Source organism: Nocardia suismassiliense (genome assembly GCF_900269665.1).
Classification (GTDB): domain Bacteria; phylum Actinomycetota; class Actinomycetes; order Mycobacteriales; family Mycobacteriaceae; genus Nocardia; species Nocardia suismassiliense.
In genome coordinates, this window is the sequence record NZ_LT985362.1 from 20,941 (window position 1) to 35,740 (window position 14,800).

Consider the following 14,800-nt stretch of genomic DNA (forward strand, 5'->3'; position numbering starts at 1 on the left):
ACCCTAGAAATAGCTTGGCCCCCCTGACACAGCCTGGCAGCTCGGGGGGCCACACCACACAGCCGCCCTTGGCGTACTCAAAAACGAGTCACCGCGAGGCGGCCCGGTTTTGCGTACCTATGAGGGGCTGTATGAGCACTTCTTACGTTAGCGTTGTACCTTCCACTGTTCAACTTCGACACACCGATTCAGACCAGGTAGGTCCTCCACCTCCACAGCGCACTTGGTCTGTTCTGGCGCCGTTGATCGCGGCCCGGCGCTCGCACCGCCGTTACGATCCCGCCAAAGGCCGCTACGAACGCGCAGCTCGATCCTCCCTTCCGAAAACGCCGCCACCAGTGGCCGCCGCTGTGCCCCTCTTTAACCAGTTTCGGCGGACCACCCTGCTCGCGTTCGACTTGGATGCGAAGCGTTCAACGGTGGAGCAGGTCCTCGCCGATAGGGACGGTCTACTGCAGATACTCACGAAATGCGGCGGTCGGTCAGTATCGGATCGGTCGCCCGAGAGCGATGGCCGGCACGTGCTCACACCGCTCCCGCACGGCGTAAGCGTGACCCGTGAGGAACTCACACCGATCCTCGATGCGCTGGCCCTGCGATTCCCGACTCTGGACATCGGACCGATGCTTGGCTCACGGCAGGGTTCGATCACCCCACCGGGATCAGTAACCAAGGACGGGCGCGGGCACCGGCTGCTCGACGGATCGCTCGGTGAAGCGATCAGCGTGTTCGTAAGCCGATCCGAGTCAGGGTTCTTGGAACGGCTGCGCGCAGAGCTGGGTGTCCCCGAATCCTCAGCCCTCCCCTCGCACGCCAGCAATCAGGATGGCCCGAACGCTACTGAGGGCCTCGAGTGCATTGACGGCGCGCACGAGCTCGTCGAGGTCTTTCCCACAGACGACCAGGACGTATGGGAAGGGTCTGGCCACACAGCACGGCTGCGAGCTCGATTCCGCTGGTCAGGGCCAATGCCTCGTCCAGTCGCGGAGTACGCCCGCAGCGGTCGGTTGCCACGCCATCGGCGCAACCGCCGATGGCTCTCACACAGCGAAGCCCGCCAGTCTGTCCTCGTTCACGCTGTGCTTCGCGGCTGGACCTATGCCGACATTCAGTCCCGGCGTACTGACTGGCCAGGGTTCTTTGCCTCCTATTCCCGCTACCAACAGCGTGGAGAACGCCGTCGGCAAGCCGACTGGAGTGCTGCTTGTCGATGGGTCAGCCGAACTGTTGAGGAAGTCCGGTTATCTACACACAAGTACCAACAGCTCACCGGCGGGGTGCGCGCCGCCGGTTTTCACCCGATCCAGCAGGCATGGCTGGCCGCTTCGACCGAATGGGTGCTGCGTCAGTGGCCGCGCTCAGGACATCGGTGGACGGTCCTGATGGTGTTGCAAGGGCTGGCGTGGGCATCGGTCGTAAAGGGTGAGCTGGTTGGCGAAGTACCAGTGGTGGGGCTGGGCGTCCGATCGTTGTCGATTATGTGTGGAATGCTGCCCGAAACTACGGTTGCCGCTGTCCTACGAGAACTGCGGGACCTGCCCGGCGCGCCCATCTTGCGTGTCAGCGTCGGCGTCGGGATGCTTCCAGATCGCTATGCGCTGACCAGTGCTGCCTGGGGGGATCAGCTGATCGTCGCCGACGAAGCTGCGTTGGCCCGGACAAGCGTCGAACCAGTGCATTCGGCGTGGAGACTGCTGGGTGGGCGCGGTCGGCTCGTATTCGAACTAGTCGTCAGGACCGGTTTGACCGCCAGCCGGGATGTCCAGGCGGCATCCGGCCTGGGACGTACCGAATTCCACGAGACCGTAGCTGGTCTGGTCATTGCCGGCCTACTTGCGCGTCCGGCACGAGGCCAGCTGTCTCCTGGGCCGGTCGGTCTAGATGAGTTCGCTACGGCGAACGGAATCCCTGCGGCGGTCGAGGACCGCAAGCAAAAGCACAAGGTTCAACGATCAGCATGGTGGCGTTGGCTTCGTAACCGATTCTCACAACCGGAACTTGCGGGACCGCGGTGGCACGCAGAGGATCGACACGAGTGGTGGAACTGGGCATGCCAAACCGATCCGCCGCCACTGCATCCACCGGAGTCTCAGCACATCCCACCGGACCCGTGGGACAGCAACGACCGCGTCGCCTGGTGGACCCACCATGGAGTGATCGTTGATAGCTACGATCTGCAGTCTCTCTGAAACCACAGGTCAAGGTGGGTTAGGTGCATACAACTCGGCAGGCGGCTCGCCCTGTATGCGAAGCCTCCCCGCTTCCCCTCCCATGGTGGACACGCGGCCAACTTTTGCTATCTGCCGACGTTGGCAGCCAGTTTGCGCTGGCGGTCCGAATGACCGCCAGCGGCCGTAGGCCATGGAAGCTCGCAAGAAATGCGCACGAGCGAGCCTATCCATCAGGCTGAATCGATTGGGCACCGAAACCTAATCCGTGCCCTGCCTGCGCGGGCGGACAGGGCACGTCGCGTCATCGACCTACGGTATTGACGCCGGCAGGGGGCTCTGATCGGTGTACTGGTCGATCTTGAGCGCCACCTCGCCCGCCACCCAGTCGACACGGCTGGCCGGTGGTTCGTCGCCATCGGTGTCGAGATCCCTGGCTCGTTGCGCCGCTCTGCTGATCGACTTTTCGACGCCTGCCGACATCTTGTGGTGTATCAGCATGGCGATACCGATCATGACCGGTGCAACGGCATGGACGGCGGCGTCGTCCCAGCGCCCATCATTGAGGTGGGGATAGGTGTTCAAGCCGATGGTCATCGCTAGGAGGCCCACTTCGCCCCAGATGATGTGCTTTGGGTCTGCGTCCCATTCGACCAGCTTGGGCTTGCCCACCATGACCAGGACCAGCATGACCGAGATCATTGCCTCGATCAGATAGCTGAACCAGTAGAGCGGATCGGCCATGCCGGCGGAGCCTGCGATGTTGTGCTGCACGTTGCTGGCAGACCAGCCCATGCCTGCGACGACGACGAACACCGCGCCCCAATTGAGGGCGATCTGGTAGCGATGTAGCCACGCCAGCTGAGCGCCAGGACTGACCTTGCGCCGAAGTGCTGAGAGTGCCTTGCTGGCGTCACGGCGATCACGGTGGTTGATCTTTGCCAGGGCAACCTCGGTTGTCCGCGCGAGATCCTTTGCGGCGATTTCGGCCTCGACGACCCGCCTGCGTTGCGCACGCAGCTCAGCACGGATCCATTCTGCGAGCTCTCGTTCGGCTTCCCATTCCTTGGCGGACAGGATCGCCAGTGCCGTTCGCTTCGCGTCCTGATCTGCTAGTTCGGGCGGATTCAACTTGCGAAGAAAGATCTCTCGAGCCTCGTCGCGCGATACAGTGCTCGAAACCTCACCGCCATCTAGCTCGGGTTCGAAGGCGTCGACCTCGCTGTCGTTGTCAGCGGCCTCGGATTGATCCTGCGGTGTAGGCCCGGAGCCCGGCACCGGAGCACTGCTGTCCTGCTCCATGTCGGCGGGGACGAGCACGGGACCTTTGTCCGCGTAGAGCGCTAGTTCGTCGAGCCACTGCGGCCGGATCGGCACGGTGCCCTCGCACTCGGTGCTCATCTGTTCGAGCATGGTGCGGATGCCCTCCTTGATGTCGGGCGGAGCGGGATCGCCCGACCGGACCGCGATGGCCCACCGCTTCCAGGGGTTGTTCATCGGCTCACAGACTTTGGTGTTCTTGTGGCGCTTGTCGCCGGTGAGCACAACCAGCCAGTTGGCGACCATCTTGGGGGTGAGCGTGTCTTGGAGGTCCTCGGTGGCGATGTCGGCCCCCAGCACTGAGCACGCCCAGTAGACGCGCTTGGGCTGGCTGTTCAGCGTGCTCAGCTTCTTGCGATGGGCTTGGGTGGGGTCGAGCTGGTCGGCGAGATCGCCGTCGGCGGATTCTGGCGACGGGTCGGTGGTGCTCTCGACATGGGCCGGTTCGGGCCGTTCGGTGCCCTCGAACGCGTCCTCGACATCGCCGGTGTCGAAGTAGTCGGCGAGCGTAGTCGTCGGTGCAGCGGGGGCTGCCATTGTCACCGGCTCGGCGGCGCGGTGAGCGCCCGGGGCTGCTGCTGGTGAGGACGGGCTGCGCCGGGTGGCTTCGAAGGCGGATTCGAAGTCGTGCTGAGGGGACTCAACGGCGTCAGACACTAGCATTCCAGAATTGTAGCATTCTGATCTTGTGTCTCGGGGTAGCCGAGCGTAGCCCGTCGTCCCGTTAGGGTCGCTGTGATTGACCCAGGGGTATACCCCAGTGCTGCCACCCCGGCTTACCGGGTAGGGATCAGGTCCTAACCCATTGCGCGCCGTCGGCCCTGCCCTCGCTGTACCCCGGCTGGTGTTGGGGGGAGGCGATGTCATGGTCGCCCGGTCGGGTCGGGACCCAGCAGCGCGTCCAGCAGGACGGGACGGGCCCGGGTGAGTTCGGCGTCCCAGTTCCGCCAGGTATGCGCGCCTGCCGCCGGGAAGCTGTAGGTCGCGGTGATACCCAGGCTGTCGAGGCGGGTCTTGAACTGGCGGGTCGCCAGCGCGGTGCCCGCTTCCAGGCTCATCGCTCCGACCGCCGTTGGAACCGAGGACAGGCTGTCGAACTCACCGGGGAAGGGCAGTCCTGGACCGGAGGCGATATAGAGCGCTACCCCAGCCAGCTGGGGTGCGTTCAGGTAGGGGTCGAGGTCATTCCAGCGGGGGTGACCCGGGGCAGCGAGACTGTCGGGGTTGTGCCCTGCCTGCCAGGTGATGGTCCGCACAGCCTCACGCAGGTCGGGTGTATGCCAGTCCAGCAAGCCGGAGAACGCCGCGGCGGAGATGAACTGATCGCGGTGGCCCGCGGTGAGGGTCAGCGCCGAGCTGGCACTCATCGAGAGCCCGACTATGCCGTTTCCGGTAGGGGAGACCCCGTAGCTGGCCAGATAAGCAGGTAGCTCCTGGGTCAGGAAGGTCTCCCACCGATAGGTGACGGTGCGCCCGTTTTCGACGGTGGGCGCCGACCAGTCGGCATACCAGGATCCCGGGCCACCGGCGGGCATGACCAGGGTGATGTTGTCCTCAGCGAACAGTGCCCGTGCCGCGGTCTGGTCGCTCCACCCGTTGGTGTCGAGGCGGGCGCGAAGTCCGTCGAGGAGATACAAAGCCCGCGCTCCGCAATGGCGAGCCCACTGCACCTGGACTTCGATCGGACCCATCTGTGAAGGCACAGTCAAAGTCTCGAAGGTACCGGCGCGCATTCGGCATTCACCGCCGGAAGGCACCGCGACCGCCGGCGCGTGCGATGTCGCCGCGGCGAACGCGACCCCGGCCAGTAGCAGCAGCACGTCGCGCCAGACCAGGATCGATAGCAGCCCAGCCTTCCAGTGCGGGAGGCGACGGTGCATGCAGATCGGGTGACGACGAGACTTCACGGTGAGAGCTCCCAAACGCGATGTGGCAGCGGCTGTGCGAGTACTTCTGCGGCCGAGCGCCCTCGGCCCGGGCGCTTACCGCCTTATTGAAACCGGTTCCGCGAAAGGCGATCCCGTTGATCACACGCGGGGTGTGACCTTCTCGGGTGTGGCTCGTCACGGGCCGACGGCAGGGCCACGGTTAGACCATTTACGGGTGCTCGATGTCGAGCTGGCGGTGGGTGGTTGGGGTTCCACGGTGTCTGTAGCGTGGGGTGGTGCCAGAGGGAATCTCAACCCACCAAGCAGTGTCAGATGTCGCGGAGAAACTGCTATGCGTCTATTCGGGACAGGAACCAACGGCGGTTGCGAAAGCAGTCGCGAAGACATTGACAGCGCCGGGGCTGCAGGGATTGAAACAGCAACACCCTGCGCTCGGGAACATCCACTTGGCGTTCGCATTCGCCCGGTTGCTGAGCAACGAATGCCCGCCTGACGCGCGTGATGGCCGTGGTGTCCCGCGAGTGTCTCTGCTGGTTGGTGACGGTTCGGAAATGCCTGGCCAGACCGATGCCCACATCGCGGCCAGCGCAGAGTTCGGATTGCCCGGATCGACGGCGGAGGCCAAAGCGTCCAACGCACGGTTCGCCGAGGCGATCCCAACGGCCCAGGAGTTCATGGACGTCTGGACGCTCACCCCAGGCGCGGTAGTGGACTTCGTCCAAGCCCATTCCGCCCGTTCGCCCGTGATGGTCGATGGCGTGTGGGGCGTGCTGTGGCAAGCGTGTGCGACGGTACGGTCGGTCCAGGCATAAACGCTGGCTGATGTGTGTTAGCTGCTCGCCCGTGTCGCGCACTGGTGCGGGTTGCGGGGCTAGACAACCCCGCCCTCCCGATGGAGGCCCGAGGTCACCCGCCGCAACCGTGATCGCCGCGGCGGTGCGGGTCGTAGCGCGCGAGGACCGACCGAGGGGCGGATGGCAGTCGCGGGAAGCCGATGAATGGTCGCCGACGTGCCAGGATCGGCCATGTCTTCGACGTGAGCGGCAGCGGACAGCATCGCGTGCGCGATCTCTCGCAGAGTTCGGCGCGACATGGCACACCAGTCGGGCCAGATCTGAGCAAATTGCAGCGTCGTCGACACGAAAACAGTCGCATCAGTGGTGTGGATCTTGAGGCCGTTGGCGTCGTACCAGACTGTCAGGGACTCGCCGGCTCGCCCTAGTTCGTAGCCGACCGGCGTGCGTGAGCAGTCCGCTGCTGCGGCGGCGGACGCGAGATTCTCGAGCTCGCCGCGCAGGACTCTCAGCGCCATTTGCCGATGGAGGGCTCCCGCAGTGGTCGCGGTATTTCGCACAGCTTCTCCTGAAGGTCGAAGGGGGTGACAGCTGTTGCGGCTCAGTCGATCTCATCGGATAGACGGCAGCGTCGCAGGTGGTGCGGGACCGACGATAGCGCTGCGGTCCGACACCCACGCGGCCTCAGATGCCCGGCCCTGTTTCGGCTGATTCGGCGGCCGGGGCGACCGCCGGCGTGGGCGCACCGAGCTCGTCGGCCTGGTGAATCGGCGAGTCCAGCGGCCCGGTCGCCCGAGCGAGGCGTTCAGCCTGGGCCTCGACCGGGGCCAGGGTGCGGCGTCGGCGCTGCTCGATCAGCGCCTGAGCGAGTTCGTCTGCGGCACGTGCTGCACGTGCGCCGCTGCGTTCACGTAGCTGACGGTCCCGTTCGTCGTCGCGTTCAGCGCGCGCGTGTTCGGCGGCGCGGGTTTCAGCGTCGGCGGCGCGGGCCAGCAGCAGCGCCCATCGGTGCGGGGGCGCACCGATTGCGGCGGCGGACTCGATGGCTTGCTCGGCGATCTGGTGCAGACCTGGCTGCTCGGGTTGAGCGTCGGCGGCGACCAGGGCACGTTGGGCTGCGGTGATCGCGGTGGCCTGTCGGTCCAGACGAGCATGGGCATCGCGGACTCTCTCGACGTGTGATGTGGGCGCCGTCGGCACCGCCAAGCCGCGGGAGTAGGGGCTCCCCAGCGCCCGGATGGTCGCGGCCAGCTCGGCGCCAGGTCGCTGTCGGATCGGATCGGCGCGGATGGGCAGGGTGACCTCGTCCTCGTCGACGCCTTGGTCGTCATGAGAGTCCATGGGCAGGTCTGTGAAGCTGGGTAGTCGTAAATCCAGCGTGGGCAGTGGTGGTGCGGTGGCCTCATCGAAGAAACTGAACCCGGTCTGCGTGATCTGGTCGATCTCGGCGAGGGCTTCGTCGCGGGTCAGCGAACGGTTCTTTTGCAGATCTTCGGCGGCGGCCCAGCGTGCACGGTTGAGGTACGGCGGCAGCCGTCTGGCGTGCTCACGGGCTTGGAACATCTCGGTCATCGCGATTTCGTCGGCGAGGTGGCGCATGTGATGCACATCGGCTTCTTCGACCACCCCGCCGGCACCGGCCGCCTCCTCGAGCCGCTGGCGTGCCTGTTCGGCGGTGCGGTGCAGCTGCTCGGCCCAGCAACGGGCGTCCTCGGCCAAAAGCCGGGCTGTGGCGATGTCGGCGTCGACCTCAGTCTGCGCCCGGTCAGCGGCCGCACCGCGATACTGTTCGAGTAATGCGTTCAATTGGGAGCGAGCACCGGGATCGGAGGTGCTGGCCTCGGCCTTGCTCTGCAGAAACCTCAGGAACTTCTCGTCGGCCTGTTCAGGTTGCGCACGCAACGCCTGGGCGTAGCTGTCCTCGGCTACGGCTGCCTGCCCCCGCGCGTGCTCGTAATCGTCATGGGCGTCACGCCATTCCAGCAGAAGAGGCCGCAGGGCATCAACGCGTTCGCGGCAGTCAGCAACCATCGCAGCGGCGGCAAGCTGATGCTCGCTGCGGTCCTCCCGGAACGCATCTCGCAGCTCGACATAGCGGGCATGGGCGGCCAAGACCTCGCCGTGTACCCGCAGCACCCGCGCGATCGGTTCCATCTGCGGGTACAGCTGGTCGGTACGGGCATCCTGGACGCGGATCGGGTCGTCATCATCGGCGGCGGCATCGAGGGTGTCGGCTCCAGCCGCGGACCCGGTGCTGTCGGGGTCGTCTGCGCCATCGAAATGGCTTGTGTCCCAAGGGAAAACAAAGGGTTTCACCGATGATCCGGCCAGGTCACCGAATCCACCGCGTGCGGCGATGGTGTCGAGATCGTCGGATAAGACGCTGACGGTGTCGTCGAGATCGCCCAGCGCGCGGCGCAACAAGCCGGCGTAGTCGGCGGTGACCGTGTCACAGCCCGGATGCGCCGGTGGCAGCGGGCGAACCGTCGCAGGCCGGGCCAGATCACGCAGAGCCCGGAACGGGCGCGTCGCGGCCGAGCCGACCGCGGTGGGTGCCGCTGTGACAGAGACCAGCGGCGGCTCGGCCGCTGCTGTAACGCCGAGGTGGGCGGCGAGCCAGATGTCGGCGCGCTCGCACAGCAGCGCGGCGGCGTCGCGGGCGTGCAGCAATACCAGCAGATCGCCGCGGGTGATGTCGGCGACCAGACGGTTCGGGTCCAGACCGTGCCAGTGGGTCAGGGCGATTGTTTCCAGCAGCCGCGCCCAGCTGGCCCCGCTGGCGAGCTGGCGCGCAACAACCGCTGGCAACGCCCTGTCCAGAAGGTAGCGGGCGTGATCAAGACACAGCTGGTGTGCGTAGTAGTTGTAGTCGGCGAGCAGCCGGGAACGGCGGTCGGTGCCGATGTCGGGATCCGGTGCGGAACCGAATCCGGCCCCCGGGCGCGGGGCCGGGGGCGGATCGGCAGGTAGCTCTCCGAGTAGCCGGGCTCGCAGCCGTCCGGCGTAGTCGGCGAGCTCGATGTCGACACCGGGATAGCGCGGTGGCAGCGGCGCCACCGCGCTGAAGACCAGATCCCGCACCGACGGCACGGCATGCTGGGCGGCGGCCAGATATGGAGCGAGCTGGCCGTCGGCGCGCGCACACAGCAGCGCGGCGGCGTCGCGGGCAGTCAGCAGACTGTGCCCGTCCTCGTCCGCGCCATCGTTGGTGACGATGGCGCGGATCAACTCCCCGGCGCTGACACCGAGCTGGCCGGCGCCGGTGATCGTGTCGGCCAGGGCGTCGAACGCTTCGGCATCGCGGACCTGGCGGTACAGCACCGTGGGCAGGGCGCGGTCCACGAGACGATCCACATGGCCTCGGCCCAGGAGTTGACAGGCACGGGTGTAGATCTCGGCGAGCCGTACTGGATCCTCGATGCGGGCCTGTTCGGTGCGCATCACCTCGGTGGCGGCGATGTTGTCGTCCTCGCGGGCACACACCGACGCGAAAACCTCTGCGGCGCTGACAGGTTCGTCAGGTTCGTGCTCGAGCGGTGGTGGGTCGGGCAGGGTGTCGGTCGACAGATACAACCCGTTCCAGAGCCGTCCACGGGACAGACCCACATACGCCAAGGCGCGACCCAGACTCGTGCCCATCAACAGGTGGGCGCGGTCGACGGTGACGCCTTGGGCGCGGTGGACCGTGCACGCATAGCCCAGCTCGACATCCGCAGTGACGTACCAGGCAGGCAGCCGGACGCGGCCGCAGTGTTCAGCGCCAGCGACGGTCAGTGATCCGTCCGAGTGCACCGCGATCACCCGCCACCGGTCGCCGTTGGTGACCGGGCCGCCGCCGCGAGGGCCGCCAAGGATGCGCAGCTTGCCCTGGTTCCGGCGGGTCACGATGATGTCGCCGACATACCCGTGGTGCCCGTCGGAGAGCCGCGCGCAGGCTCCGGTGCGGTCGACAACGCCGCGCTCGGCGTAGGCGCTCTGGGCTGCTCCATTGAGCCGGTACACATCCTCAACGGTGGCGGCCATCATCAAGCTCGACACCCCCTCGTCGAGGTCGCGCATGTGCGCGGCGAGCATCCGGGTGCGCAGGTCGCTGGTCAGTCCGGACTGCACGCGGCCGCGATCGGCGTAGAACTCCCACGCTCGGTTCGGGTCGCCGTTGCGCACGTGCAGGCTGGCGGCGGCCTCGTCGGGGTCGGCGAATCGCACCACGGTGTCGAGTTCGGGGGCGCGGGTATCGGCGCACACCAACCGCAAGGCGCCACCGGCTTCCACCGCGGACAGTTGCCAAGGGTCGCCCACCCATCGCACCACCGCGCCAGCGGTTTCGGCGAGCTGCTGGATTGCGTCGAGGTCTGCGGTCGCGGCCATCGCGGCTTCATCGATCAGGATCATCGAGCCTCGGGGTATGGGCGCGGCGGTGCCTACTTTGTGTGCCCACAACAGCGCGGCGATCGTGTCCGCGCGGATGCCGATCTTGGCGGAAAGCTCACGGGCGGCGCTCTTCTGCGGACTCAGCGCGATCACCGTGCGCCCGGCATCACGCCAGGCCGCCACCACCGCCGCCAGCGCCGTGGTTTTTCCAGCGCCTGCCGGGCCGACCGCCACGGCCAGGCGGGTGCCGGTGGTGCACAGATGCTCGACCACCCGTCGCTGACCGATGGTCAACCGGCGCATGATGTTCTGCGTGGTCGACTCCGCATGCTCGACCTTGGCGATCGCCGCGCTGACTTCGGTACTGGTCACGAACTCCGGGCTGGGTTCGCAGGAGGCTTGCTGCAGTCGCGCTTCCGCGGCCAGAACCGCCTCGCTGGTGTAACGCACGGTGGTCAGCGCCGGTCCGTCGAACTGGCTCTCACCGCTACTGCGTTGCAGCGCGGTGGGCACCGGGTCCGGGTCGATCGACAGGCAAATGCTGCGCTGGTCGCGCACCATGGCCACCACTTGTTCGACCGCGGCCCGTTGAGCATGGTCGCTGTCGAATACGCAGATCCCGAGCCGGTCTTCCACGGCGGCACGGATATGGGATTCGGTCCAAGTCGCGCGGCGCCGTGCGACGGTCTCGACAACCTCCTGGGCGATCACGGTGGCGTCGAAGCGAGCGCGTTCTTCGGCGATCTCGCGGTCGACGACCTGCGCGGTGACCCCGTCTCGGTTGTGCGGGTCCAGCAGGTGCAGCATCTGCTCACCAGCGATGCCCCGCTGCCGGGCGGTGGGGAAGTGGTAGCGGTCGAGCTCGGCGTCGATGGCTGTTCGTAGCGGTGCCAGTTCGCGTGCCTGGACCGCTGCGGATCCGGCGGCGAGACCGGCGGCCAGTGCGGCTGAATCGGGCCGGAATGGGCGTGGCTGATCAGAGCCCGGTTCGTCGAGGAGGTCGGCGACGAACCGGCTGGCGCTGCGATCGTCGCCGACCGAGTTCAGCCAGGCGGTGGCGCGGGAATCCCATTCGGCCAGCATCTCGGTCAGCGTCCGCGGCAACGGTTTGCCGCCGCGGGTTGCCATCGTCGCTTTGTCGGCGAGGCGGATCTGCATCGCTTTGCTGGGGGAGCGACCGTGGCGGCGAATGTAGGCAGCGACCAGCTCTTCTGTGGCAGTTTGGATCTCGGGGCGTCGCCGGGAGAATTCGTCGTTGAGGCCTTGGGGAACGCCAGCGATCTCGAGGACCGGTTTCTTGCCTCGACCGCGCGAGCGTTCCTCGATCCGCACACCGAGCCGCCGCGACAGCTTGCCCATGATCGTGGCGTTGTACCGGCACGACAACATCGATGCCGCGGCATGTAGCGCCCGCGCATCCAGACAACTCCATTTCCCGTCGGCGCCAAGAACTTTGGCGCTGATCACGGCATGGGTATGCAGATTCGGGTCGCCGCACCGATTGTCGAAGTGGGTGTAGAGCGCCACCGTCCAGCCAGCGGTGTCGATCTTGCGTGCTCCGCCCCGTCCCCGCCGAGCCAGCGCCAGGGTCGGCTCGGCGTAGGCCAGAACTTCACGGATCGACTCCATGTGGGCTTGCCAGGCAATCTCGCGCGCCGACGGGCTGCCGAGGCCGAAGACGAACCCCGCCACGCTCTTCGGGGCGGTGAACACGCAGTCCAAGCAAGTCACCGGTTTGCGCGTCTGTCGCCCTTCCCCGGCCAGAGCCGTCTGCACCTGCTGCCCGGTCGGGATACCGCCGGTGGTCTCGGTCAGGAACTGCCGCGCCGCCAGGCCCCGCAATCGCGACCACTCCTGGCGCGTCGGTGCCCGCAGATTGCTCTCGGTGAACGCGCCGACCAACTGCTGATGCAGTCGCCCAATGCGGGTCTTGGATGCGCGCAACGAATAGAACGGCGACCCGATCCGCCCGGCCGCCAACGCCTTGTCCGCCGGTAGCCCCTCCGCGAGCGCCGCGCCGATCAACTCATCGGCGTTGGGGTGCATCCCAGCACCGAACAGCGCCCGCATCTGTGCTGCGCTGACCTGACCTGACACTCCCATGGCGGCCGCGCCGCGCCCGAACCACTCGCCCGGCGGGGTGCCGGTCAGGTCGTAGAACCCGGAGAAGTCGGGCTGCGCACCGAAGTCGACATCACCGACGGCCACCGATTTGCTCAGATACGCGTACCCGTCGCCCCTATGCACTACGTGCAGCGTCATCATCACTGAGACGCTACGAACCGCCGCACTGTTTGCACCCTGATCTCGGACACCTTGTGTGACAACGGCTTTCAACCATTATCGCCCCTACCAGACGCTCGGCGGCTGGTATGGGCGGGTCGCACGCGGTGTCGGTGGCCAGATGCCAGCTCGACCCCGAAGAGAAGCCGACGAGACCGCACCGCAGCGCGACAGCACCGATGAAACCACCGGTGCCGGAGCACCGATTTGGTGGGCTGTCGGGGTTGGCTCATCCCCGGCCCGCTGGGGCTCCGGGGCGCAGCGACCGTCCGTAGTTGGTCTGGCAGGTGGAATTCGGTGCAGTCGACGAGCATTATGGGTCAGCGGGGATACGGGGCTGCCGCCCGAGGGGCAGGCTGTGAGCAGCCGGAGATATCGATCTCTCTCGAACCCAGGGTCTGGGGTGCCGGGCGGTTCTATAGTTCGACCTCAGTCGAAAGCCGAGGCAAGACGATGACCGAGAACTCAGAAGAGCAACCGCTGCCGGACATTATTACGCTGGAGGAGCAGGCCGCTCGAGCGCTGGACGAGCTGAGCGCCGAGCAGCTGCACGAGCTATTGCGCCGAGTCGGCGACGGCATCGCCACGGCCGAGGAACGCAAACAGGCCGCTCGATGGGGGCATGCGGCAGCCAACATCGTGCACTCGATCCGCAACGTCCTGGACAACGCCGGGCTCGTCGATAACACCTTGCGTCAAATCTGCTGGATCATGGGTCTCGATGATCTTCCGCCCGGCACGTTCATGTTCGCTCCGCCCTCCGACGAGGACCTCGCGATGCTCCGGGAGCAATTCGATCTCGCCGACGACGAGGACGATGGAGCCACCGGGGCCCCGGGCCGAGGGAACTCCTGAAAAGGTCACGGCCGTGCAGGTGACCGAGCCTCACTGCATACCGCTCACTGTGCCCCGGTCCGATCAGTCCGGTGCCGGCAACCATCCGGATGTAGCGTTCGGCGGCAGGGTCACCGGCGGATTCCATCCGGGCTGTCCGGTGTCCTCGTCGCCATAGACCGAGATCAGTTCTTCCTCGGCGGTCAGGGGCAAGGCGGTGAACTTCAAGCCGAAGTGGACCGGCAGCCCGGCCGCGGCCACCGTGATGGTGCGGCGGGTGGTCTCGACGTGCACCGCCTTCAAGGTGGGATCGAACTGCACCAAGACGAACATCGGCAGCCCGTCACATTCGCTGTAACCATGGTGCACGCGAGTGCCCGGATACAGTTTCGGACCCGCCCAGCCCCACGCATGCTCGACCCCTGGCCCGCTGATGTGCAGTGTGGTGTTGAGGGTCTCGACGCCCGGTAGCTGGTTGCCGACGGCAACCGGAGCGTCGTTCGCGGTGATGTGCCAGCTCAGCGATCCGTCCGTATAAACCTGGCTTACAGGGATATCGTCCACGACCATCTCCTCAGCGTTTGATGCTCAGGCACGGTACTCCGCTGCCCGGAATCCATTCAGCGCAGGCACGGGAGCCTGCGGCGAACACCCCGGTCGGACCCTCGGTGTCGTAATAGACCCCAGGCCGGCCTACCTCATCAGGACCAGGCGCGATGTCGTAGTGGAACACCGACTGCGGTACCCCAGCACCGGCCGGTGTCCACATGAAGTGGGCATGTTTGGGGCCCTCGCTGCCATTGCTGTAATACGTCGTCTCGAACCGGTCGACGAACAGGCCGTCGCCGACGATGCGCACACAGGCCTGTCCATCGCAATGCCGCCCGCCGCGGGCGGTGACGAAACGCGCCTGCCCGTCACGCATTTCGATGCCGGGCAACACCTCCGGATGCGCACGGAGATAGGGCACCGATACCCACACACGGCTCCCGACGCGGATGATGTCGGGCGCGGGCTCAGCTGCGCCCGCGCCGGTAGGAATGAACGCCATCACGGTGGCGACGAAAACGACGAGTCCCCTGCGCATTGTGGCCCCCTGCCAGCCACCTTCGAGGATATCGCCGTAGCGCCATCCGCGAGT

At 66.4% G+C, this 14,800-nt stretch carries 9 protein-coding genes; 3 read left to right on the plus strand and 6 right to left on the minus strand.

The genetic code is table 11. The features are described from left to right. The first annotated feature begins 551 nt into the window (after positions 1 to 551). Positions 552 to 2,189, plus strand: coding sequence for a hypothetical protein (locus tag DBO33_RS43340; protein WP_159080761.1), 1,638 nt, complete (start codon positions 552 to 554; stop codon positions 2,187 to 2,189). Positions 2,190 to 2,480: 291 nt separating this feature from the next. Here DBO33_RS43340 and DBO33_RS41050 read toward each other — a convergent pair whose 3' ends face one another. After that, on the minus strand, positions 2,481 to 4,025 hold the full coding sequence (locus DBO33_RS41050; protein ID WP_107661044.1) for a hypothetical protein: 1,545 nt from the start codon (positions 4,023 to 4,025) through the stop codon (positions 2,481 to 2,483). Between the two features lie 326 nt (positions 4,026 to 4,351). Continuing rightward, positions 4,352 to 5,395 carry an alpha/beta hydrolase gene (locus DBO33_RS41055; RefSeq protein WP_234391478.1) on the minus strand — a complete coding sequence of 348 codons (1,044 nt, stop codon included), beginning with the start codon at positions 5,393 to 5,395 and terminating at the stop codon, positions 4,352 to 4,354. A 533-nt stretch (positions 5,396 to 5,928) separates the two neighbouring features. Here DBO33_RS41055 and DBO33_RS41060 point away from each other — a divergent pair. Continuing rightward, complete coding sequence (locus DBO33_RS41060) at positions 5,929 to 6,189, plus strand: hypothetical protein (protein ID WP_107661046.1); 261 nt, start codon at positions 5,929 to 5,931, stop codon at positions 6,187 to 6,189. Between the two features lie 59 nt (positions 6,190 to 6,248). On the opposite strand, the gene DBO33_RS41065 is transcribed toward DBO33_RS41060, so the two are convergent. Both DBO33_RS41065 and mobF read right to left on the minus strand, forming a co-directional pair. Beyond that, positions 6,249 to 6,689, minus strand: coding sequence for a hypothetical protein (locus DBO33_RS41065; protein ID WP_107661047.1), 441 nt, complete (start codon positions 6,687 to 6,689; stop codon positions 6,249 to 6,251). Between the two features lie 166 nt (positions 6,690 to 6,855). Next, a complete protein-coding gene (gene mobF / locus DBO33_RS41070; protein ID WP_107661048.1) occupies positions 6,856 to 12,807 on the minus strand; it encodes a MobF family relaxase in 5,952 nt (1,983 codons plus the stop codon). A 471-nt stretch (positions 12,808 to 13,278) separates the two neighbouring features. On the opposite strand from mobF, the gene DBO33_RS41075 reads away from it, so the two are divergent. Next, on the plus strand, positions 13,279 to 13,680 hold the full coding sequence (locus DBO33_RS41075) for a hypothetical protein (protein ID WP_107661049.1): 402 nt from the start codon (positions 13,279 to 13,281) through the stop codon (positions 13,678 to 13,680). Between the two features lie 63 nt (positions 13,681 to 13,743). Here the strand turns inward: DBO33_RS41075 and DBO33_RS41080 are convergent, their stop codons facing one another. Both DBO33_RS41080 and DBO33_RS43345 read right to left on the minus strand, forming a co-directional pair. Further along, positions 13,744 to 14,223: a hypothetical protein gene (locus DBO33_RS41080; protein WP_159080762.1), complete on the minus strand. Its 480-nt coding sequence runs from the start codon at positions 14,221 to 14,223 to the stop codon at positions 13,744 to 13,746. Positions 14,224 to 14,233: 10 nt separating this feature from the next. Beyond that, on the minus strand, positions 14,234 to 14,746 hold the full coding sequence (locus tag DBO33_RS43345) for a hypothetical protein (protein ID WP_159080763.1): 513 nt from the start codon (positions 14,744 to 14,746) through the stop codon (positions 14,234 to 14,236). Positions 14,747 to 14,800 lie beyond the last annotated feature (54 nt).

Excerpts from the sequence above, each read along its gene's own strand:
- DBO33_RS41050 (WP_107661044.1), bottom strand. The coding sequence starts at position 4,025 with ATGGCAGCCCCCGCTGCACCGACGACTACGCTCGCCGACTACTTCGAC.
- DBO33_RS41060 (WP_107661046.1), top strand. The coding sequence starts at position 5,929 with ATGCCTGGCCAGACCGATGCCCACATCGCGGCCAGCGCAGAGTTCGGA.
- DBO33_RS41065 (WP_107661047.1), bottom strand. The coding sequence starts at position 6,689 with ATGGCGCTGAGAGTCCTGCGCGGCGAGCTCGAGAATCTCGCGTCCGCC.
- mobF (WP_107661048.1), bottom strand. The coding sequence starts at position 12,807 with ATGATGACGCTGCACGTAGTGCATAGGGGCGACGGGTACGCGTATCTG.
- DBO33_RS41075 (WP_107661049.1), top strand. The coding sequence starts at position 13,279 with ATGACCGAGAACTCAGAAGAGCAACCGCTGCCGGACATTATTACGCTG.
- DBO33_RS43345 (WP_159080763.1), bottom strand. The coding sequence starts at position 14,746 with ATGCGCAGGGGACTCGTCGTTTTCGTCGCCACCGTGATGGCGTTCATT.